The 19,919-nt window shown below is 69.4% G+C and carries 19 protein-coding genes and 1 pseudogene; 11 read left to right on the top strand and 9 right to left on the bottom strand.

Translation table 11 applies throughout. The annotated features are described in order from the left end of the window. Nucleotides 1–127: 127 nt before the first annotated feature. A pseudogene (gene cobT / locus OG588_RS13195) lies at nt 128–1,207 on the bottom strand (nicotinate-nucleotide--dimethylbenzimidazole phosphoribosyltransferase); the annotation flags it as partial. Between the two features lie 151 nt (nt 1,208–1,358). On the opposite strand from cobT, the gene OG588_RS13190 reads away from it, so the two are divergent. Next, nucleotides 1,359–1,892, top strand: coding sequence for a methyltransferase domain-containing protein (locus OG588_RS13190; RefSeq protein ID WP_405947429.1), 534 nt, complete (start codon nt 1,359–1,361; stop codon nt 1,890–1,892). Here the strand turns inward: OG588_RS13190 and OG588_RS13185 are convergent. Continuing rightward, nucleotides 1,889–3,091: a bifunctional adenosylcobinamide kinase/adenosylcobinamide-phosphate guanylyltransferase gene (locus OG588_RS13185; RefSeq protein WP_405947428.1), complete on the bottom strand. Its 1,203-nt coding sequence runs from the start codon at nt 3,089–3,091 to the stop codon at nt 1,889–1,891. The two genes, OG588_RS13190 and OG588_RS13185, sit on opposite strands and share 4 nt — an antisense overlap. 181 nt (nt 3,092–3,272) lie before the next feature. Here OG588_RS13185 and OG588_RS13180 point away from each other — a divergent pair, with 181 nt between their 5' ends. Continuing rightward, nucleotides 3,273–3,485, top strand: a complete 213-nt coding sequence (locus tag OG588_RS13180) for a hypothetical protein (RefSeq protein ID WP_019065041.1) — start codon at nt 3,273–3,275, stop codon at nt 3,483–3,485. Nucleotides 3,486–3,566: 81 nt separating this feature from the next. Here OG588_RS13180 and OG588_RS13175 read toward each other — a convergent pair whose 3' ends face one another. The 3 genes from OG588_RS13175 to OG588_RS13165 form a co-directional block, all read right to left on the bottom strand. Continuing rightward, on the bottom strand, nt 3,567–4,637 hold the full coding sequence (locus tag OG588_RS13175; protein ID WP_405947427.1) for a S1C family serine protease: 1,071 nt from the start codon (nt 4,635–4,637) through the stop codon (nt 3,567–3,569). A gap of 105 nt (nt 4,638–4,742) precedes the next feature. Further along, on the bottom strand, nt 4,743–5,444 hold the full coding sequence (locus OG588_RS13170; protein ID WP_366092091.1) for a methyltransferase domain-containing protein: 702 nt from the start codon (nt 5,442–5,444) through the stop codon (nt 4,743–4,745). An 83-nt stretch (nt 5,445–5,527) separates the two neighbouring features. After that, nucleotides 5,528–6,229 carry a DUF3043 domain-containing protein gene (locus tag OG588_RS13165; RefSeq protein WP_366092090.1) on the bottom strand — a complete coding sequence of 234 codons (702 nt, stop codon included), beginning with the start codon at nt 6,227–6,229 and terminating at the stop codon, nt 5,528–5,530. A gap of 179 nt (nt 6,230–6,408) precedes the next feature. Here OG588_RS13165 and OG588_RS13160 point away from each other — a divergent pair, with 179 nt between their 5' ends. From OG588_RS13160 to OG588_RS13145, 4 genes are all read left to right on the top strand, one after another. Next, complete coding sequence (locus OG588_RS13160) at nt 6,409–7,203, top strand: PspA/IM30 family protein (RefSeq protein WP_026151695.1); 795 nt, start codon at nt 6,409–6,411, stop codon at nt 7,201–7,203. A 22-nt stretch (nt 7,204–7,225) separates the two neighbouring features. Next, nucleotides 7,226–7,504 carry a PspA-associated protein PspAA gene (locus tag OG588_RS13155; protein ID WP_365988090.1) on the top strand — a complete coding sequence of 93 codons (279 nt, stop codon included), beginning with the start codon at nt 7,226–7,228 and terminating at the stop codon, nt 7,502–7,504. A gap of 269 nt (nt 7,505–7,773) precedes the next feature. Then, the gene (locus tag OG588_RS13150) at nt 7,774–8,994 is read left to right on the top strand and encodes a sensor histidine kinase (RefSeq protein ID WP_405947426.1); all 1,221 of its coding nucleotides are present in this window, start codon (nt 7,774–7,776) and stop codon (nt 8,992–8,994) included. Then, a complete protein-coding gene (locus tag OG588_RS13145; RefSeq protein ID WP_405947425.1) occupies nt 8,991–9,677 on the top strand; it encodes a response regulator in 687 nt (228 codons plus the stop codon). Before OG588_RS13150 ends, OG588_RS13145 begins: the two co-directional genes overlap by 4 nt. 18 nt (nt 9,678–9,695) lie before the next feature. Here OG588_RS13145 and nadA read toward each other — a convergent pair whose 3' ends face one another. Further along, the gene (gene nadA, locus OG588_RS13140; protein ID WP_405947424.1) at nt 9,696–10,880 is read right to left on the bottom strand and encodes a quinolinate synthase NadA; all 1,185 of its coding nucleotides are present in this window, start codon (nt 10,878–10,880) and stop codon (nt 9,696–9,698) included. Between the two features lie 311 nt (nt 10,881–11,191). Here nadA and OG588_RS13135 point away from each other — a divergent pair, with 311 nt between their 5' ends. Beyond that, on the top strand, nt 11,192–11,548 hold the full coding sequence (locus OG588_RS13135) for an iron-sulfur cluster assembly accessory protein (RefSeq protein WP_019065032.1): 357 nt from the start codon (nt 11,192–11,194) through the stop codon (nt 11,546–11,548). A gap of 98 nt (nt 11,549–11,646) precedes the next feature. On the opposite strand, the gene OG588_RS13130 is transcribed toward OG588_RS13135, so the two are convergent. Together OG588_RS13130 and OG588_RS13125 are read right to left on the bottom strand one after the other, a co-directional pair. After that, the gene (locus OG588_RS13130) at nt 11,647–13,485 is read right to left on the bottom strand and encodes a hypothetical protein (protein ID WP_405947423.1); all 1,839 of its coding nucleotides are present in this window, start codon (nt 13,483–13,485) and stop codon (nt 11,647–11,649) included. 168 nt (nt 13,486–13,653) lie between these two features. Further along, entirely contained in the window at nt 13,654–13,887 is a 234-nt protein-coding gene (locus OG588_RS13125; protein WP_405947422.1) for a hypothetical protein, read from the bottom strand. 131 nt (nt 13,888–14,018) lie between these two features. Here OG588_RS13125 and OG588_RS13120 point away from each other — a divergent pair, with 131 nt between their 5' ends. Further along, nucleotides 14,019–14,993 (top strand): carbohydrate kinase family protein, encoded by a 975-nt coding sequence (locus OG588_RS13120; protein ID WP_366092084.1) that lies wholly within the window; start codon nt 14,019–14,021, stop codon nt 14,991–14,993. A gap of 62 nt (nt 14,994–15,055) precedes the next feature. Here the strand turns inward: OG588_RS13120 and OG588_RS13115 are convergent, their stop codons facing one another. After that, nucleotides 15,056–16,423, bottom strand: a complete 1,368-nt coding sequence (locus OG588_RS13115; RefSeq protein ID WP_405947421.1) for a cysteine desulfurase/sulfurtransferase TusA family protein — start codon at nt 16,421–16,423, stop codon at nt 15,056–15,058. 287 nt (nt 16,424–16,710) lie between these two features. On the opposite strand from OG588_RS13115, the gene coxB reads away from it, so the two are divergent. From coxB to OG588_RS13100, 3 genes are read left to right on the top strand one after another with little or no spacing between them, the layout of a single operon-like run. Beyond that, on the top strand, nt 16,711–17,670 hold the full coding sequence (coxB, locus tag OG588_RS13110) for a cytochrome c oxidase subunit II (RefSeq protein WP_393042637.1): 960 nt from the start codon (nt 16,711–16,713) through the stop codon (nt 17,668–17,670). Beyond that, a complete protein-coding gene (ctaD, locus tag OG588_RS13105) occupies nt 17,667–19,403 on the top strand; it encodes a cytochrome c oxidase subunit I (RefSeq protein ID WP_266878190.1) in 1,737 nt (578 codons plus the stop codon). The genes coxB and ctaD overlap by 4 nt, the downstream gene beginning before the upstream one ends. After that, entirely contained in the window at nt 19,400–19,798 is a 399-nt protein-coding gene (locus tag OG588_RS13100) for a cytochrome c oxidase subunit 4 (protein WP_019062392.1), read from the top strand. Before ctaD ends, OG588_RS13100 begins: the two co-directional genes overlap by 4 nt. Nucleotides 19,799–19,919 lie beyond the last annotated feature (121 nt).

Here is a 19,919-nt window from a genome sequence, read left to right as displayed (position 1 = left end):
CGGGTTCTGCAGCGGCTGCGGGCTCTGCGGCAGCTCCAGGCTCCACGGCGGCTGCGGGCTCTGCAGCAGACGCAGGCTCCACCGCCGCGACGGTCTCCACGGCCGCAACCGGCTCCACGGAAGGGGAAGGCGCCTCCAGCTCTTCCGATTCCGCCAACTCGTCCCGCTTCAGCGGGAGTTCGGCCGCAAGCGCCGCCGCGGCCTGCACCAGCGGCAGCGCGAGCAGCGCGCCCGCGCCTTCTCCCACCGTCACGCCGTGGTCGAGGAGGGGCTCCAGGGCCATCCGGTCCAGCGCCTTCGCCTGGCCGGGCTCGCCGCTGTTCTGGCCGGCGAGCCACCAGTCCGGTGCCCGGAACGCGACCCGCTGGCCGACCAGCGCGCACGCGGCGGCCACGACCCCGTCCAGGATCACCGGCAGCTTCCGTACGGCGCTCTGCAGCAGGAACCCGGTCATCGCGGCGAGGTCGGCCCCGCCCACCGTCGCGAGGAGCTGCAACTGGTCGCCCAGCACCGGCCGGGCCCGCCGCAGCGCGTCCCGGATCGCCGCGCACTTGCGCATCCACGCCAGGTCGTCGATCGCGAGCCCGCCGCGCCCGGTGACCACGGAGGCATCGGTGCCGCACAGCGCGGCGATCAGCACGGAGGCCGGCGTCGTCCCGCCGACGCTCACATCGCCGAGGACCACCAGATCCGTACCGGAGTCGGCCTCCTCGTTCGCGACGGCGACACCGGCGTTGAACGCGGCCTCCGCCTCCTCCAGGGTCAGCGCGTCCTCGATGTCGATGCGCCCGCTGCCCCGCCGGACGCGATGCTTCACGACCGCGTCCGGCAGCGAGCCGGGGTCGCAGTCCAGGGCCATGTCCACGATCCGCACCGGGACCCCGAGCCGCCGCGCGAGCACCGCCGCCGGGCTGCCGCCCTCCAGCACCGACCGCACCAACTCCCCGGCGCTGCCCGCCGGTCGGGCCGACACACCGAGTGCGGCGATCCCGTGGTCGCCCGCGAACAACACCACACGCGGCCGTTCGACCGGCCGCACCGGCACGGCGCCCTGCGCCGCCGCCAGCCACTCACCCAGGTCGTCGAGCCGCCCCAGCGACCCGGGCGGCACGATCTGACGTTCGCGGCGGGCCTCCGCGTCACGGCGCACACCGCCGTCGGGGCGCTCGATCAGATCGGTGAAGTCGTCGAGATTAAGCGAGCTCATTCGCCGAACAGTACCGGCAGCGATCGAACGCGACAGCGCCACATGGCCACGCCACAGGGGCACCACGCGCCCCGGACGTCCTTGCCCTCAAGATCTAGATCCCGTACGTATCGTTTTGCACCGTTTTGCCGTACGTCTCCGGGAGCCGCCCATGAACAGCCTGCGCACCCGCGTCAGCACGCGCGTCAGCACCCTCGACGCGCACCGCCGCCACCGCGCGCTGGCCCGCGCGATCCTGCGGCTCCTCCCCGAACCGGAGAGCTGGCTCGACGTCGGCACGGGCGACGCCCACTTCCCGGACACGGCGAAGGCCCTCTTCCCGTACACCTCCTTCGACGGCGTCGACCCCACCCCCCGAGTCGTCCGCGCCCGCGCCGCCGAACGCATCGAGGAGGCCTACGCCGGCCACCTCACGGACCCGCACATCACCACCGCCCTCCAGTCCCGCTACGACGTCGTCACCCTCCTCCGCGACCGCTCGCCCGCCCCCGACGCCGAGGCCGAACTCCGCGCCGCCCTCACGGTCCTGCGCCCCGGCGGCCTCCTCCTCCTGGAAGGCCGCCCGGACGACCTGCGCACCCAACTGGAGCCCCACGACTGCGAGTTCGTCACGGAAGCCCGCCGCGTCCCGGACCGCTTCCCGCCCCCGCAACGCGTCATCGCCCGCAGAAAACAGCAGCCCTAGCCCCGCAAGGCGAGCGCCTGCCCGGCGACCACCAGCAACACGTGCTCGCACTCACCGGCGATCGCGGCGTTCAACCGCCCCAGCTCGTCCCGGTACCGGCGCCCGGACGCGGTCGCCGGCACGATCCCCGAGCCGACTTCGTTGGACACGGCAACAAGGGTCCGCCGGGTCGAACGCACGGCAGCGGTCAACTCCCGTACCCGCTCCCGGAGTTTCCGCTCCCCGCCGTCCCCCCACTCCGTGTCGTCCCACGCCCCCACGGAGTCCATGGCGTCGGTCAGCCACAGCGACAGACAGTCGATGAGCAACGGCGGCCCGTCCTCCGCGAGCAACGGCACCAGGTCGCAGGTCTCCGCCGTACGCCACGACCCCGGCCGCCGCTCCCGGTGCGTGGAGACGCGGGAGGCCCACTCGGTGTCCCCGTTGCGCGAGCCGCCCGTAGCGACATACAGCACGTCCGGGAAGGCTTCCAACCGCCGCTCCGCCTCCACGGACTTCCCGGACCGCGCCCCGCCCAGCACCAGCGTCCGCCGCGGCACATCGGGCACGTCCTCGTACACCCCCACGGTCAAGGTCGTCCCGTCCGGCACGGCCCGCGCCCCCACGGCGGCCAGCCGCCGCGCCAACTCGGCCCCCGGCGCCACATCGTGATCGAGATGGACGGCGATGACGTCGGTAGCGGGCCCCATCGCCCCGACGGCCCGCAGCTTGGCAAGAGCATCCGGCCGCCCCACAACATCCGCGAGCACCATGTCGTACGACGGAACGGCCCCCTCCTCAAGCCCGGCCGGCGCACCCCCCGGCGGCAGATACAGCACCCGCTGCCCATCGGGCCCCGTGACGGCGTACCCGGTACCGGGCGCGTCCATCGCCACCGCCCGCACCCGATGCCCCGTCAACAACGCCAGCTCCCGCCCGTCCGGCACCCGCCCCGGCTGCGGCAGCCCCGCCGGCACCTCCACCGCGGGCCCGTCATGCGGATGCGACAACAACACCTGCCGCACCCCACCGAGCGAATGCCCGGCCCGGGCTGCGGCGAAGGCGGCTCCGGGCGTCAGATCGAGCAGCAGCGTCCCGTCCACGAGAACAGCGGTGGCCGCCCGAGCATCAACCCCCAGCGAAACGGCACATGCCGCGCAGGGACAGTCAGGCCGCGGGAGTCCAGCGGGGGCACCGGTGCCGAGAAGAGTCAGTTCCACAGGTTCGATTTTCACCGGTCACTGGGAGACATGCGCGCCCTGGACCCCCTAAGGGGCGCGGGGAACTGCGCGACAAGCCCCCACCGGCCGGCAGACGACAAACTTCCGCAACATGATCACAACTAACCCAGCAGAGCGCATACGCTGCAGGTCTGCATACGCTAAGCCTCGGGAGGCGTACATGGCGGCATGGATCTGGCGGTTCGAGAAGTCCGACGGGACCGAGGTCGAACCCGCGGTCACGCCGGAGGAGTTCACCACACAGGGCGACGCGGAGTCCTGGCTCGGCGAGATCTGGAAGGAACTCGTCGCGGGCGGCGCGGACCAGGTGTTCCTCTTCGAGGACGGCACACAGATCTACGGTCCGATGAGCCTGCACGCCGAGAACGCGTAACCCGTCGTAGGCCAAAGAGGTGGGGGCGACCGGAGAAACACCGGCCGCCCCCACCTCGTTCCCGAGGCGATCCGGGCCGGTCTACTGCTCGCCCAGCGTCACATCGACCTTCTTCGACGCCCCGTTCCGCGTGTACGTCACCGCCGTCCGCTGCCCCGGCTTGTCGGCGGCGAGGGCCTCCGACAGCGAGGTGATCGTGGTGATCCCCGTGTCACCGAGCTTCGTGATGATGTCGCCCGCCCGGATACCGGCCTTGTCGGCGCCCCCGCCGTCCTTCACCTCGACCACGGCGACCCCGGCGGCCCGGTAACTGTCGTCGACGACCGTACGTCCGGTGATGCCGAGGGCCGCCCGCCCCGAGTCGGTGACCTTGCCGTCCTTGACGATCTGGTCGGCGACCGTCTTGACCATCGAGGACGGGATCGCGAACCCGATACCGGGCGCGGCACCGCCCCCGAGGTTCGGATCGGTCGCGGCGAGGGTCGGGATACCGATGACCTGCCCGTTCAGATTCACCAGCGCACCCCCGCTGTTGCCGGGGTTGATCGCGGCCGAGGTCTGCACCATGTTGGCGATGGTCGCGCCCGTACCGCCCCCGCTGCTGCCCTCGCTGACGGTCCGTCCGGTCGCCGACACGATGCCCTGCGTCACGCTGGACGACAGTCCGAGCGGCGAGCCCATGGCGAGGACGATCTGCCCCACCTCGACCTTGGCGGAGTCGGCGAAGGTGGCCGCCTTCAGCCCGTCCGGCACCTTGTCCAGCTTGACGACGGCCAGGTCCTGCTCGGGATACGAGTAGACGAGCTTGGCGGTGAGCACGTCCTCGCTGTTCGCGGTGGTCACCTTGAAGGTCTTCTCGTCCCCGACCACGTGCGCGTTGGTGACGATGTGCCCCTGGTCGTCGTACACGACCCCCGACCCCAGATCACTGCTGGCCTGGATCTGCACGACCGACGGCAGGACCTCCTTGATCACCTTCAGGTAGTCGCTCTGCAGGTCGTCACTCGACATCGGTACGGCGGCCTGCGCGGCCTGCGCGGTCGAGGTGCCCTTCTTCGACGAGGACCCGGCACCCGCACACCCGGCGACCAGCGCGAGCGAACAGGCGAGGAGAACCATGGGGCGAAGGGCGCGGGCACGGGGAGAGTCCATACGCCGAGTGTCTCGTTGGGGTGAATGTCTGGCTTGCACTGCTGACCCGAACGGGCCCCTAGGGGGACTACGAGGAACACGGGGACCAGGGGGAGGGCCGCGCCCTCAGCCCCGCACACCGCACAGATGCAGCAACGCGGCCACCGCCCGGTACGGATCCGTCCGCCCGGCCCGCTCCTCGGCGGCCAGCAGCGGCTCGACGTCCGCCGGGATCTCGGCCCCTTCCGGAGCCGTGTCGGTGAAGACCCGCACGCCGTACCAGGACTGCAGCGGCGCCCCGATCCCCGCCAGCGTCGCCGTCAGAGTGCCCAGCCGGTCCGCCCGCGCGTCGACGCCGAGCCGGTTGCGGTACGCGGCCGAGTCGAACGCGCCCAGCGCGCCCGCCCAGTCCCAGGACAACCCGGGCCGCATCGCCAGCGCGTCGGCGTTCCGCACGAGCAGCGACAGCAGCCCGCCCGGCGCCAGCATCCGCGCCAGCCCCGCGAGCAGCGGATCGGGCTCGGACACGTACATCAGTACGCCATGACACAGAACGACATCGAAACTGCCCGGCAGGAAGTGCACGCCGGTGTCCCGGCCGTCGCCCTCGATGATCCGGACCCGCTCCCGGATGCCCTCGGGCTCACGGGACAAGGCTTCGCGGGCCGCGGCGACCATCTTCGGTTCCTGTTCGAGCCCGGTCACCTGGTGCCCGGCCCGGGCCAGCCGCAGCGCCTGCGTGCCCTGGCCCATGCCGACGTCGAGCACCCGCAGCCGCTGTCCGACGGGATACCGGCCGGCTATCTGCTCGTCGAGCTGCCGGGCCACCAGCTCCTGTCGTACGACATTCCGCAGCCCGCCCAGCCTGCTCAGCCAGGCGTCCGCCGCGCCCCCGGTGAAGGAATCCGTGCTCAGGGCCGCTCTCCGCGCTTGACCTGCGGCTTCGGCAGCCGGAGTCGACGCATCTGGAGGGAGCGCATCATGGAGTACCAGACGGTGCCCTTCGTGTTCTGGCCCGGGAAGCGCTCGGCGAGCAGCTTGCGCAGCCGGAAGACGCTCCAGAAGGAGTCGACCACGATCAGCACGATCACCACGAGCCACAGCAGCAGCGCGATGTTCTGCAGCGCGGGCATCTGCACCACGCTGAGCACGAGGATCACCACGGCCAGCGGCAGGAAGAACTCGGCGATGTTGATGCGCGAGTCGATGTAGTCCCGCCCGAACTTGCGGATCGGGCCCCTGTCACGGAGGGGCAGATCCCGCTCGTTGCCGCGGCCGGACAGGGCCTGGCGCTGCCTGTCCATCTGCGCACGCCGCTCGTCGCGCTGGCGCTTGGAGGCGTCCTTGCGCGACGTCGAAGTGTTGGCGACGCTGCGGCGCTGAGTCTGTGACTCGCTGCGCTTGGGCGTGGGCCGACCCTTCGGGGCCTGAGGGTCTCGGGGCATCTTGGAGTCGGTCAGCGACACCTTGTCGGTGGGCGCTGCCTTCTCTTCCTTGGCGCGGCTACGGAACACAAAACCCAAGGGTAAGGGGTGAATGGGGTTGGACCCCAGCCCTGTGGGGAACGATCCGGCAACACCGCTCGTCTGTAGGGGGACAGAGAAGGACGTCATGAGCGGGGTCCTGCCAGGGGAGCACCTACTCCTCAGGCTGGATCAGGACCGCGGTCAGTCGTCCTTGGGGATGAGCGCATCCGTCCCCGAACAGTGCGGTAATGGATGCAGGGCCCGTACTGTTGGTCCTGTTGTAATCGCTGTAGCTGGAGTCCGTCAGAAGGGGGCGCGCGAAGCCCATGAGCGGTGTCATGAAGCGTATGGGGATGATCTTCCGCGCGAAGGCGAACAAGGCCCTTGACCGGGCCGAGGACCCGCGCGAAACCCTCGATTACTCGTACCAGAAGCAGCTGGAGCTGCTTCAGAAGGTGCGCCGGGGAGTGGCCGACGTCGCCACCTCCCGCAAGCGTCTGGAGCTCCAGCTCAACCAGCTGCAGTCGCAGTCCTCGAAGCTGGAGGACCAGGGCCGCAAGGCGCTCGCCCTCGGCCGCGAGGACCTGGCCCGCGAGGCGCTCTCGCGCCGGGCCGCGCTCCAGCAGCAGGTGACGGACCTGGAGACGCAGCACACGACGCTCCAGGGCGAGGAGGAGAAGCTCACCCTCGCGGCCCAGCGCCTCCAGGCCAAGGTGGACGCCTTCCGTACGAAGAAGGAGACCATCAAGGCCACGTACACGGCGGCCCAGGCGCAGACCCGGATCGGCGAGGCCTTCAGCGGCATCTCCGAGGAGATGGGCGACGTGGGCCTGGCGATCCAGCGGGCCGAGGACAAGACCCAGCAGCTCCAGGCCCGCGCCGGCGCGATCGACGAGCTCCTCGCCTCCGGTGCCCTGGACGACCCGACCGGCATGGCCAAGGACGACATCCAGGCCGAGCTGGAACGCCTGTCCGGTGGTACGGATGTAGAGCTGGAACTCCAGCGCATGAAGGCGGAGCTGGCCGGCGGTTCGTCCACTCCGCAGCAGGCGATCGAAGGCGGCACCGACAAGGCGCAGCCCCAGCAGCCACAGGACACCCCGCGTTTCGACAAGCAGTAGGCCCACGCCTGAGGAGGGCGACATGATCGTACGGATCATGGGGGAGGGGCAGGTGAGGCTGGCCGACAGCCACCTCACCGAGCTGAACAAGTTGGACAACATCCTCCTGACGGAGGTCCAGAACGGCGACGTCCCAGCCTTCCGCCAAACCCTCCAGGCCCTCCTGGCGAAGGTCCGAGAGCTGGGAGATCCCTTGCCGGACGACTCCCTGGAACCATCAGAACTGATCCTCCCGGCCGAGGACGCGACCCTGGAGGAAGTCCGGGACCTGCTGAGCGACGACGGCTTGATCCCGGGATAGTTCCGGGGCGGTGCGGGGAGGGGCGGCACTTTCTTGAGCGCGGGCCGGCACAATCCGGCCGGTCCGGCACCTGTGGACGAGCGGCCCCTTTTCAGCGCAGGCCCGCAATTTCAGCCCGTCCGGCGTTTGAGGACGAGGCCGTTCAGGCCGAAGCGGGGGTCCGGGGGCGCAGCCCCCGGTGACGCCCACACCAACACCCGGCACAGGCACAAGGAACGTACAGCTGACCCCCGTTCCGCCCCCGGCAGGGACGCCGTACCGTTGCCAGAATGAGCACCCTCGACCGCGCGCGCCGTCACCTGGAGGCCCACCCCTCCGCGCTGGACACGGTCCTCGCCGCCGCGGTGCTCGTGTGCATGGTCGCCGGATCGTTCGTGGACCCGCACGGAGGGCACGGCGTCAGCTGGGGCATCCGCACCCCCGACCCCCTCAGCCTGATCCTCATGGCGGTCGGCGCCGCCGCGCTGATCAAGCGCCGCCGCGCCCCCATGCTGGTGCTCGCCGTCACCGCCACCGCCTCCCTCATCGAGAGCGTCACCAGCGACCCCCGCGCCCCGGTCGCGATGTGCGCGGTGGTCGCGCTGTTCACCGTCGCCGTCACCACCGACCGCTCCACCACCTGGCGCGTCGCCCTGCTCACGATGACCGTGCTGACCGGCGCGGCGATGCTCGGCGGCCCCCTCCCGTGGTACGCCCAGGAGAACCTCGGCATCTTCGCCTGGACCGGCATGGCGGCCGCCGCCGGCGACGCCGTACGCAGCCGTAAGGAATTCGTGCACGCCATACGCGAGCGCGCCGAACGGGCCGAACGCACCCGCGAGGAGGAGGCCCGCCGAAGGGTCGCCGAGGAGCGCCTCCGCATCGCCCGCGACCTGCACGACGTGGTCGCGCACCACATCGCCCTGGTCAATGTGCAGGCCGGAGTCGCCGCGCACGTCATGGACAAGCGCCCCGACCAGGCCAAGGAGGCCCTCGCCCACGTACGCGAGGCGAGCCGCTCCGCGCTCAACGAACTCCGGGCCACCGTCGGCCTGTTGCGCCAGTCCGGCGACCCCGAGGCCCCCACCGAACCGGCCCCGGGCCTCGACCGCCTCGAAGAACTCGCGGGCACCTTCCGCAACGCCGGCCTCCAGGTCGAGGTCGCCCGCGCGGACAACGGCACCACCCTCCCCGCCGCCGTGGACCTGGCCGCCTACCGCGTCATCCAGGAAGCCCTCACCAACGTGCAGAAACACGCCGGTACGGAGGCGAAGGCCGAGGTGAGTGTCGTCCGGGTGGGCCCGAACGTGGAGGTCACCGTCCTCGACAACGGCTCCGGCGAGGACCACGACCCCGACTCCGGCGGCGGCCACGGCCTGCTCGGCATGCGCGAGCGCGTCACCGCCCTGCGCGGCACCCTCACCACCGGTCCCCGCTACGGAGGCGGCTTCCGCGTCCATGCGATCCTGCCGGTCAAGACCCGCCCACGCGCCTCGGGGGACCCCGTATGACGACGATCCGTGTCCTGCTCGCCGACGACCAGGCCCTGCTGCGCAGCGCCTTCCGCGTACTCGTCGACTCGGAGCCCGACATGGAGGTCGTAGGAGAGGCCTCGGACGGCGCACAGGCCGTACTGCTGGCGAAGGAGGAGCGGGCCGACGTCGTGCTGATGGACATCCGGATGCCCGGCACGGACGGCCTCGCCGCGACCCGCATGATCAGCGCCGACCCGTCCCTCGCCCACGTCCGCGTGGTCATACTGACGACCTTCGAGGTCGACGACTACGTGGTGCAGTCCCTGCGCGCGGGCGCGTCCGGCTTCCTCGGCAAGGGCTCGGAGCCGGACGAACTCCTGAGCGCGATCAGGGTCGCGGCGGCCGGAGAGGCCCTGCTGTCGCCGGTGGCGACCAAGGGCCTGATCGCCCGTTTCCTCGCTCAGGGCGGCGACCTGGACGACGATCGCGACCCCGCCCGCGCCGAACGCCTCGACGCCCTCACCGTGCGCGAACGCGAGGTCCTCGTCCAGGTCGCCGGCGGCCTCTCGAACGACGAGATCGCCGAACGCCTGGAGGTCAGCCCCCTGACGGTGAAGACCCACGTCAACAGGGCCATGTCCAAACTGGGCGCCCGCGACCGGGCCCAACTCGTCGTCATCGCCTACGAGTCGGGTCTGGTCCGGCCACGGGTGGAGTAGCACTCCGGACGTACGGGCTTACGGCAGCGCCAGCATCCGCTCCAGCGCCAGCTTGGCGAACGCCTCCGTCTCCTTGTCCACCTCGATGCGGTTGACCAGGTTGCCCTCGGCGAGGGACTCCAGGGTCCAGACCAGGTGGGGGAGGTCGATGCGGTTCATGGTCGAGCAGAAGCAGACCGTCTTGTCGAGGAAGACGATCTCCTTGCCCTCGGGCGCGAAACGGTTCGCGAGCCGTCGTACGAGATTCAGCTCGGTGCCGATGGCCCACTTGGAACCGGCTGGGGCCGCCTCAAGTGCCTTGATGATGTACTCGGTTGAGCCGACGTAGTCCGCCGCGCTCACGACCTCGTTCTTGCACTCGGGGTGGACGAGGACGTTGACGCCGGGGATCCGGGCCCGTACGTCCTCCACCGACTCCAGCGAGAAGCGGCCGTGCACCGAGCAGTGGCCGCGCCACAGGATCATCTTCGCGGCCCTCAACTGCTGGGCGGTGAGGCCCCCGTTGGGCTTGTGCGGGTTGTAGAGGACGCAGTCCTCCAGGCTCATCCCCAGGTCGCGGACCGCCGTGTTGCGCCCGAGGTGCTGGTCGGGGAGGAACAGCACCTGCTCGCCCTGCTCGAAGGCCCACTCCAGGGCGCGCTCGGCGTTCGAGGAGGTGCAGATCGTGCCGCCGTGCTTGCCCGTGAACGCCTTGATGTCGGCGGACGAGTTCATGTACGACACGGGCACGACCTGCTCGGATATCCCGGCCTCGGTCAGCACGTCCCAGCACTCGGCGACCTGCTCGGCGGTGGCCATGTCGGCCATCGAGCAGCCGGCCGCGAGATCGGGGAGGACTACCTTCTGGTCGTCGCCGGTCAGGATGTCGGCGGACTCCGCCATGAAGTGCACACCGCAGAACACGATGTACTCGGCCTCCGGGCGCGCGGCCGCGTCCCGGGCCAGCTTGAAGGAGTCGCCCGTGACGTCGGCGAACTGGATGACCTCGTCGCGCTGGTAGTGGTGGCCGAGCACGAAGACCTTGTCGCCGAGCTTCTCCTTGGCCGCGCGGGCCCGCTCGACCAGGTCCGGGTCGGACGGCGAGGGCAGGTCACCGGGACACTCCACGCCACGCTCGCTCTTCGGGTCGGCCTCCCGGCCGAGGAGCAGCAGGGCGAGGGGCGTCGGCTGTACGTCGAGCTCCTGGGTCTGGGCGGTGGTCACGACACGCACCCTTTCTGTTCTGCGGGCTGGGCCGTCCCGATGGGAGGACGGCCCTTTTCGTCGAATTGACGTTATCTATCATAACTGCTTCACGTCAGTTTGACGATGTCCATAACGTCGATGTGACATCAATCCCGGTGGGCAGCCGCCTACGCCCCCGCGTACGCACACAGCGAGGGACCTTGCGGGGGTGTGCGAGCATGGAAAGAGGTGCCGACGGAAAGACACCGGGCATGGCCCGGAATGAATCCACGGCCCCGGCGGTTGAAATCGTCGGCAAGCAGTCTCCGTACAACCCGGGAGAGATGTAGATGTCCGTATCGGACGAGACCAGCACCGTCACCGACGGCATCCTTCTGTCCGACGCCGCCGCGGCGAAGGTCAAGGCCCTGCTCGACCAGGAAGGCCGTGAGGATCTGGCTCTGCGTGTCGCCGTCCAGCCTGGCGGCTGCTCCGGCCTGCGTTACCAGCTCTTCTTCGACGAGCGCTCCCTCGACGGCGATGTCGTCAAGGACTTCGGCGGCGTCAAGGTCGTCACCGACCGCATGAGCGCCCCGTACCTGGGCGGCGCCTCCATCGACTTCGTCGACACCATCGAGAAGCAGGGCTTCACGATCGATAACCCGAACGCGACGGGCTCCTGCGCCTGCGGCGACTCGTTCAGCTAAACCCGCTTGCCCTGTTGGGCAATCGAGCAGAACGAAGGCGACGGCCCCCTCCGACAGGGCCGCCGCCTTCGGGCTTTTCCGGTGCCCGGGAGTGCCGGCTACTGGGCCAGCGAGGGTCCCACGCCCGCCCCTGCCGTCGGCTGTGCGCCCTTCCCCGCCTTCTCTGCGGGGATCGTCTCGCCGTCCGGCCCCACGACCTTCCGGTCACCGACCGGCGCCTTCAACTGCACGGTCTGGTGGTAGACCTTGGCGATCATGACGCAGATCTTGTCCGGCCAGGGAGTCGCGGTCACCGTGACCGTCACCTCGCCCGAACTCTCCACGGCCGACGCCTTGTAGTCGGCGCACACCCCGCCGGTGAAGGCCACGGTGAGACTCTTCCCGTCGGCCGACCAGCCGTCCGCCTTGACGTCGTGCGGCTTCGCGGTGGCGGTCGAACTCGCCGTAGGAGTAGGCGTGTTGGCCGCGGCCAGATACTTCGGGTCGATCGCGGGATACGTCACCGTGAAACTGTCCTGCGCGCCCGACTGCCGCACCTCGAACAGCCAGGACGGCACCAGCGCCTGCTTCCCGTCCACGGACTGCACGGCGAGCCCGAACACCGCGTGCTCGACGGCGGCCGAGGCCTGCGCGGGCGTGGCGGAGGCGGAGGCGGCGTCGGTGGACTGCCCGCAGGGCGCCTCCAGCCGGTCCTTCAGCGGTACGGGACTGGCGCAACCGCCGATGCCCATACGGTGATCGGTCCCCGGCGCCGCGTTCATCAGGTCCAGCGTCTTCTGCGCGCTCAGCACGGGATAGACGTCACCCTTCATAGGTGCCGCCAACTGCCCACTCCCGCCGACCACTTCACCCTGGGCACTGACGGTCAGCCCGGTGGTCCACCCATGGGTCGGCAGCCCCCCGATCACCGGCTCGGCGTTCACCACCCGCTGTGCGCCCATGAGTTGGCTCGCGTCGACCTTCGCGTCGTCCTGTCCCACGGCCTTGAGGATCGGGGCGGCGGCCTTCTTCGCGACGGCCTCGCTCACCGGGTCGCTCGCGGGAGCCGCGGGGTCCTTCCGGCAGTTGGAGGTGCCGGTGCAGTCGTCGGTGCCGGGTGCGTAGCGGCTGAACGTCCACATGCCCGGCGCCGCCTTGTTCACCTCCAGGCTCGGCCCGCTCCCGTCCTGCCCGCCCACCTTCCAGTACTGCCCCTCGGCCATCGGCCTCCCGGTGACCCCGAGCGCCTTGGCGAGCCTGGCCACGTCGTCCTTGCCGACCTCACCCTCCGGCGAGTAGACGGCGGCGGAACCGGGCCCACCGGGCAAGCTGCCGACGGCCTTGTAGGTCTGGCCGTACGGATTCGGCTCCCCGGACGCGATGCCACTCGTACCGCCCGAGGAGTACCCGTCGAGCGCGAGCGGCGGCGGAGTCCCGTCGGCGCCGGACGCCGCGGACCCCGTCCCTTCCCCCGACCCCCCGGACCCGGACGAGGACGACGCGAGATACGCCCCGCCACCCCCGATGAGCAGCACGGCGGCGGCGACGGAGGCGATGACGAGCGGCGACCGGGATCGCGCGGGGCGCCTGTCGTCATCGGTCTCGGGGGAGGGGGAGTGGTCGTGCCGAGGCAGCTCGGTGTCGGTGGTGGTGACGGGCCGCTCCGGGTGGGCGGCCTCGGGGGCTGCGGGGTCGGTGACTTCCGACCGGTCCGCCTCCGCGCCGGACGCCGTGGGAATGGCCTCTTCGCTACGGTCGGTCTCGGCGCCGGACGCCTCACCATCAGCCATGTCTTCGCCGGCCATGTCCTTGCCGGCCCCGGCGACCTCGGTGTCGGTGTCGACCCCGGTGTCGTCGACCTCGGGCCCCTTCGTGGAGCCCTTCGCGGCGTCCCCCACGCCCCGCACGTCACCGGACGTGCCGGTCGTGTCGTCGTTGTCGGGTCGCTCGGTGTTCACCGCATCGCTCCTTCGGCTGCGCAACTGTCCCTTGACCCTGACCCGGCCCTGTCAAAGCGCCGGGCGAAAGGGTCGTATCCCGCATCCCCTTTACGGGGGACAGCGATGGGACGCAGCGGGGGAGCGCGCGGTTCCACCGAGCGCGCCGATCCTGCTGAATGACTCAGCTCAGTTGCCGTACTCCGACATGCCGTCCAGCAGCCGGGCGGACTTCGACGGCACCGACACGCCGTGAATGAGCGACGGAGACACCGGAAGGGCAACGATCCGGTCGGGGACCGTCCAGTGGGGAGCCATCCGCACGCAGTCGCCGCGCAGCGCCGCCAGATCCGTCTCACCTTCACTTTCGAGGTGGACCGGAACGCGGACCGGAAGGGAGCCGTCGACCTTGAGGTTCGTCATAGCGGCACCGTAGGCACGCTTTACCTCGCGAAGAAAGATCTACTATCGGGTAGTTTTGGCCGCTTCAGAGCCGCCGCGCGGACCGGGTAGCGTGAACTGTCAACGCAGCCTCCCTCAGGAGAGTCCTCGCCGTGCGCATCGCAGTCACCGGCTCCATCGCCACCGACCACCTCATGACCTTCCCCGGCCGCTTCGCCGACCAGCTGGTCGCGGACCAGTTGCACACGGTGTCGCTCTCCTTCCTGGTCGACAACCTCGACGTACGCCGTGGAGGCGTCGGCGCCAACATCGCCTTCGGCATGGGCCAGCTCGGCACCAAGCCGATCCTGGTCGGCGCCGCGGGCTCCGACTTCGCCGAGTATCGCGACTGGCTCGACCGGCACGGCGTCGACACGGACTCGGTCCGTATCTCGGAGACGCTGCACACCGCGCGTTTCGTGTGCACCACAGACTCCGACCACAACCAGATCGGCTCCTTCTACACCGGCGCCATGAGCGAGGCCCGGCAGATCGAGCTGAAGACCGTCGCCGACCGCGTGGGCGGCCTCGACCTGGTCCTGATCGGCGCGGACGACCCGGAGGCGATGCTCCGCCACACGGAGGAGTGCCGTACCCGTTCCATCCCGTTCGCCGCGGACTTCTCCCAGCAGATCGCGCGCATGGACGGCGACAACATCCGCATCCTGCTGGAGGGCTCGGCGTACCTCTTCTCGAACGAGTACGAGAAGGGGCTCATCGAGTCCAAGACGGGCTGGAGCGACGAGGAGATCCTGGCCAAGGTCGGCCACCGCGTCACCACGCTCGGCTCGCGTGGCGTTCGTATCGAGAAGGTCGGTATGGACCCGATCGAGGTCGGCTGCGCGGAGGAGGAGCGCAAGGCCGATCCCACGGGGGTCGGCGACGCGTTCCGGGCGGGGTTCCTCTCGGGGCTGGCGTGGGGGGTTTCGCTGGAGCGGGCGGCGCAGGTCGGTTGCATGCTGGCGACTCTCGTCATCGAGACGGTGGGCACGCAGGAGTACCAGTTGCGGCGGGTTCACTTCATGGACCGGTTCACCAAGGCTTATGGGCATGATGCTGCGGCTGAGGTGCGGGGGCATCTGGGCTGAGTTGTTGGCTGCGGGTGCGTGGGGGCTGGTCGCGCAGTTCCCCGCGCCCCTTAGGGGCGCGCTCAGGTTGCCCGGCGGATCACGTACGCCGGGCCTTCCTCCTCGCCCACGTACTCCTGGCCCCGCATCTCGCACCACGCCGGGATGTCCAGCCGCGCCGCCTCGTCGTCGGACAGGACTCTGACCGTGCCGCCGATCGGCACATCGCCGATGACCTTCGCCAGCTCGATCACCGGGATCGGGCAGCGCTTCCCGAGGGCGTCCACGACCAGCGACTCCTCTTCTACGACAGTCACCGGCGTCTGCGCTCCCAACTTCTCCCGTACCCCCGCCACCGCCCCGGGCAACACGGCGAGGAATCGCTCGACGTCCTCCTCCGTCGCCCCCCGTGGCAACGACACCCGCACATTTCCCTCACTCAGCACCCCCATCGCCTTGAGCACATGGCTCGGCGTCAGCGTGCTGCTCGTGCAGGACGAGCCGGACGAGACGGAGAAACCGGCGCGGTCCAGTTCGTGGAGGAGGGTCTCTCCATCGACATAGAGACAGGAGAAGGTGACGATCCCGGGCAGCCGCTGCACCGGATCGCCGACCACATCCACCCCCGGCACCAGCTTCGGCACCCGCGCCCGGATCCGCTCCGTCAACTCCCGTAGCCGTAGCGCCTCCTGGGCCGCCTCCGCGCGGACCGCGCGGAGGGAGGCCGCCGCGGCCACGACGGCGGGGATGTTCTCGAAGCCGGGCGCCCGACCCGACTCCCGTTCGTCGACGGGCCCTTGGGCCGCGAACCGCACGCCTTTCCGTACGACGAGCAGCCCGACCCCGGCCGGTCCGCCCCACTTGTGCGCGCTGGCCGTGAGCAGCGACCACGCGCCCTCGACCTGACCCCACCCCAGCGACTGCGCCGCGTCGACCAGCAACGGCACCCCGACCGCCCGGCAAGCCTCGGCCACCTCGGCGACCGGCTGCACGGTCCCCACCTCGTGGTTGGCCGACTGGAGACACGCCAGCGCGGTGTCCGAGCGGAGGGAATCGGCGTAGGCCGCCACGCTCACCGCACCGGTACGGTCCACCGGCACCTCGGTGGACGAACCGCCCTCCGCGACCAGCGCCTCGGCCGAATGGAGCACGGAAGAGTGTTCAACCGCTGACACGATCAGGTGACGCCCGACGCGCCGCCGCCCCGCCAACGCCCCCGCGATCCCCGTGTGTACGGCCCGGGTCCCGGAGGAGGTGAACACCAATTCATCGGGTCGGCACCCGACGGCTTCGGCAGCCGCTTCCCGCGCGGCATCCAACAACATCCGTGCCCGCCGCCCCTCCCGATACAACCGAGCAGGATCCGCCCACCCCTCGTCCAGAGACGCCAACAGCGCCTGCCGCGCGACAGGATGGAGAGGAGCGGAAGAGGCAGCATCAAAGTAGGACACACAGCAACGGTAAAGCGGACCTGGGCTTTCGTTAGGGGCGCGGGGAACTGCGCGACAAGCCACAACGCACCCCGCACCCGCCCAAACCACCTCAACCCCCGAGCTATTAGGCGCCCGGAGTAACCCCCGGCGCGTATGCCACCCTCCCCGCGAACCCCCGGAGGGCGTCGGCTAGGGTTTGGTCCGCATAAACATCCAAACCCCTGCCCGACGCAGGGCGGCGACCGACCCGCGTGAAGGCAGGCCGCAGCCAATCCGCGCGGGCGAGACTCTCGGGAAGGCGCTACGTGAGTCCCAACGGCTCCGACCGCTCGCCGCGGCGCCCGATGCGGCGGAAGCTGCTGCAGGCAATGACTGCGGGCCTGGTCCTGGCGACCGCGACCGGTTGCACATCCAAGGACTTTCCTCGCCTTGGTTTCCCCACCCCGACCACGGAAGAGGGTCCGCGGATCCTCTCCCTGTGGCAGGGATCCTGGGCTGCCGCGCTCGCCGTCGGCGTCCTGGTGTGGGCCCTGATCATGTGGAGCGTCGTGTTCCACAGGCGCAGCCGCACCAAGGTCGAGATCCCCCCGCAGACCCGGTACAACATGCCCATCGAGGCGCTGTACACGGTTGTTCCGCTCATCATCGTCTCGGTGCTGTTCTACTTCACGGCCCGCGACGAGACGAAGCTCCTGAGCCTCGACAAGAAGCCCGACGTGACGATCAACGTCGTGGGTTTCCAGTGGAGTTGGGGCTTCAACTACATCGAGAACGTCGACGGTGTCAGTGGTGACGCGACGACCGACAAGAACCTGGCCGCCATTCCGGACCGGTTCAAGAAGGAGTTCCCGGCGAACGCCGGCGGAGTCTACGACGTCGGTACGCCCGCCACGAAGAATCCGCAGACCGGCAACCCGGGGCCGACCCTCTGGCTCCCCAAGGGCGAGACGGTCCGCTTCGTCCTCACCTCACGTGACGTCATCCACGACTTCTGGGTGGTGCCGTTCCTGATGAAGATGGACGTCGTCCCGGGTCACACCAACGCCTTCCAGGTGACTCCCAACAAGGAGGGCACCTACCTCGGCAAGTGCGCCGAGCTCTGCGGCGTCGACCACTCCCGGATGCTGTTCAACGTGAAGGTCGTCTCGCCGGAGCGTTACCAGCAGCACCTCAAGGACCTCGTCAAGAAGGGGCAGACCGGTTACATCCCCGCTGGTATCGCGCAGACGAGCCACGAGAAGAACCGGGAGACGAACAACCTGTGAGCATCCTCAACGAACCCCAGGGTGCCCCGGCAGCAGAGTCCCACTACGCGGATGAGCTGCCGGTAAGGCGCAAGCAACCCGGCAACGTCGTGATCAAGTGGCTCACCACCACCGACCACAAGACGATCGGCACGCTGTATCTGGTCACGTCGTTCGCGTTCTTCCTGATCGGCGGCGTCATGGCGCTGCTGATGCGCGCCGAGCTGGCTCGGCCGGGTCTGCAGATCATGTCGAACGAGCAGTTCAACCAGGCGTTCACGATGCACGGCACGATCATGCTGCTGATGTTCGCGACGCCGCTGTTCGCCGGTTTCACGAACTGGATCATGCCGCTGCAGATCGGCGCGCCCGACGTGGCGTTCCCGCGGCTGAACATGTTCGCCTACTGGCTCTACCTGTTCGGCTCGACCATCGCGGTGGGTGGCTTCCTCACCCCGCAGGGCGCGGCCGACTTCGGCTGGTTCGCCTACAGCCCGCTGTCGGACGCGGTCCGCTCGCCGGGCATCGGCGCCGATATGTGGATCATGGGTCTGGCCTTCTCCGGCTTCGGCACGATCCTCGGTGCGGTCAACTTCATCACCACGATCATCTGCATGCGCGCACCGGGCATGACGATGTTCCGCATGCCGATCTTCGTGTGGAACGTGCTGCTGACCGCCGTGCTCGTTCTGCTGGCCTTCCCGGTCCTCGCCGCCGCGCTCTTCGCGCTGGAGGCGGATCGGAAATTCGGGGCACATGTCTTCGACGCCGCAAACGGCGGTGCGCTGCTGTGGCAACACCTCTTCTGGTTCTTCGGCCATCCAGAGGTGTACATCATCGCGCTGCCGTTCTTCGGCATCATCTCCGAGGTCATCCCGGTCTTCTCCCGCAAGCCGATGTTCGGCTACATGGGACTGGTCGCCGCGACGATCTCCATCGCCGGCCTCTCCGTGACCGTGTGGGCCCACCACATGTACGTCACCGGCGGAGTCCTCCTGCCGTTCTTCTCCTTCATGACGTTCCTCATCGCCGTGCCAACAGGCGTGAAGTTCTTCAACTGGATCGGAACGATGTGGAAGGGGTCCCTGTCCTTCGAGACCCCGATGCTCTGGGCCACCGGCTTCCTCATCACCTTCACCTTCGGTGGTCTGACCGGTGTCATCCTGGCCTCGCCGCCGATGGACTTCCACGTCTCGGACTCGTACTTCGTCGTCGCCCACTTCCACTACGTGGTCTTCGGCACCGTCGTGTTCGCGATGTTCTCCGGCTTCCACTTCTGGTGGCCGAAGATGACCGGCAAGATGCTCGACGAGCGCCTCGGCAAGATCACCTTCTGGACGCTGTTCATCGGCTTCCACGGCACCTTCCTCGTCCAGCACTGGCTGGGCGCCGAGGGCATGCCGCGTCGTTACGCCGACTATCTGGCGCAGGACGGCTTCACCGCCCTGAACACGATCTCGACGATCAGCTCCTTCCTGCTCGGCCTGTCGATCCTGCCGTTCCTCTACAACGTGTGGAAGACGGCCAAGTACGGCAAGAAGGTCGAGGTCGACGACCCGTGGGGCTACGGCCGTTCGCTGGAGTGGGCGACCTCGTGCCCGCCCCCGCGGCACAACTTCCTCACCCTGCCGCGTATCCGCAGCGAATCCCCGGCGTTCGACCTGCACCACCCGGAGATCGCCGCTCTCGACCAGCTCGAGAACGCGCATCACGCTGACAAGGCCCTCGTCGGCGGCAAGGAGGCGGGCAAGTGAAGGTCCAGGGCAGGATGTTCATGTGGCTGGCCGTCTTCGTGCTGGTCATGGCGATCGTCTACGGCGTCTGGTCCAAGGAGGCGGCCGGTACCACGGCCCTCTTCATGGCCTTCGGCCTGTGCATCATGGTCGGCTTCTACCTGGGCTTCACGGCCCGGCGGATCGACACGCTCGCGCAGGACAACAAGGAGGCCGACGTCGCGGACGAGGCCGGCGAGGTGGGCTTCTTCAGCCCGCACAGCTGGCAGCCCCTCGCCCTCGGTGTCGGTGGCGCACTGGCCTTCCTGTCGATCGCGATCGGCTGGTGGCTGCTGTACTTCTCCGCCCCGATCATCATGATCGGCCTGTACGGCTGGGTCTTCGAGTACTACCGCGGTGAAGACCGCACCCAGTAGCACGCGCTGAGCCCGCACGAGCCCGGACACTCCGTCAGGAGGTCCGGGCTCGTGCTTTTGCCGCAACGCCGGTCCCTCGTCCGGGTTACTCACCGCGCCGGGACTGACGAAGCTTCATAGC

Origin of the sequence: Streptomyces prunicolor, assembly GCF_045162825.1 — a bacterium.
In the GTDB taxonomy this organism is placed as follows: Bacteria; Actinomycetota; Actinomycetes; order Streptomycetales; family Streptomycetaceae; genus Streptomyces; species Streptomyces prunicolor.
The sequence above is the reverse complement of the archived record's forward strand: the minus strand, read 5'-3'. Positions and strand labels throughout refer to the sequence as shown.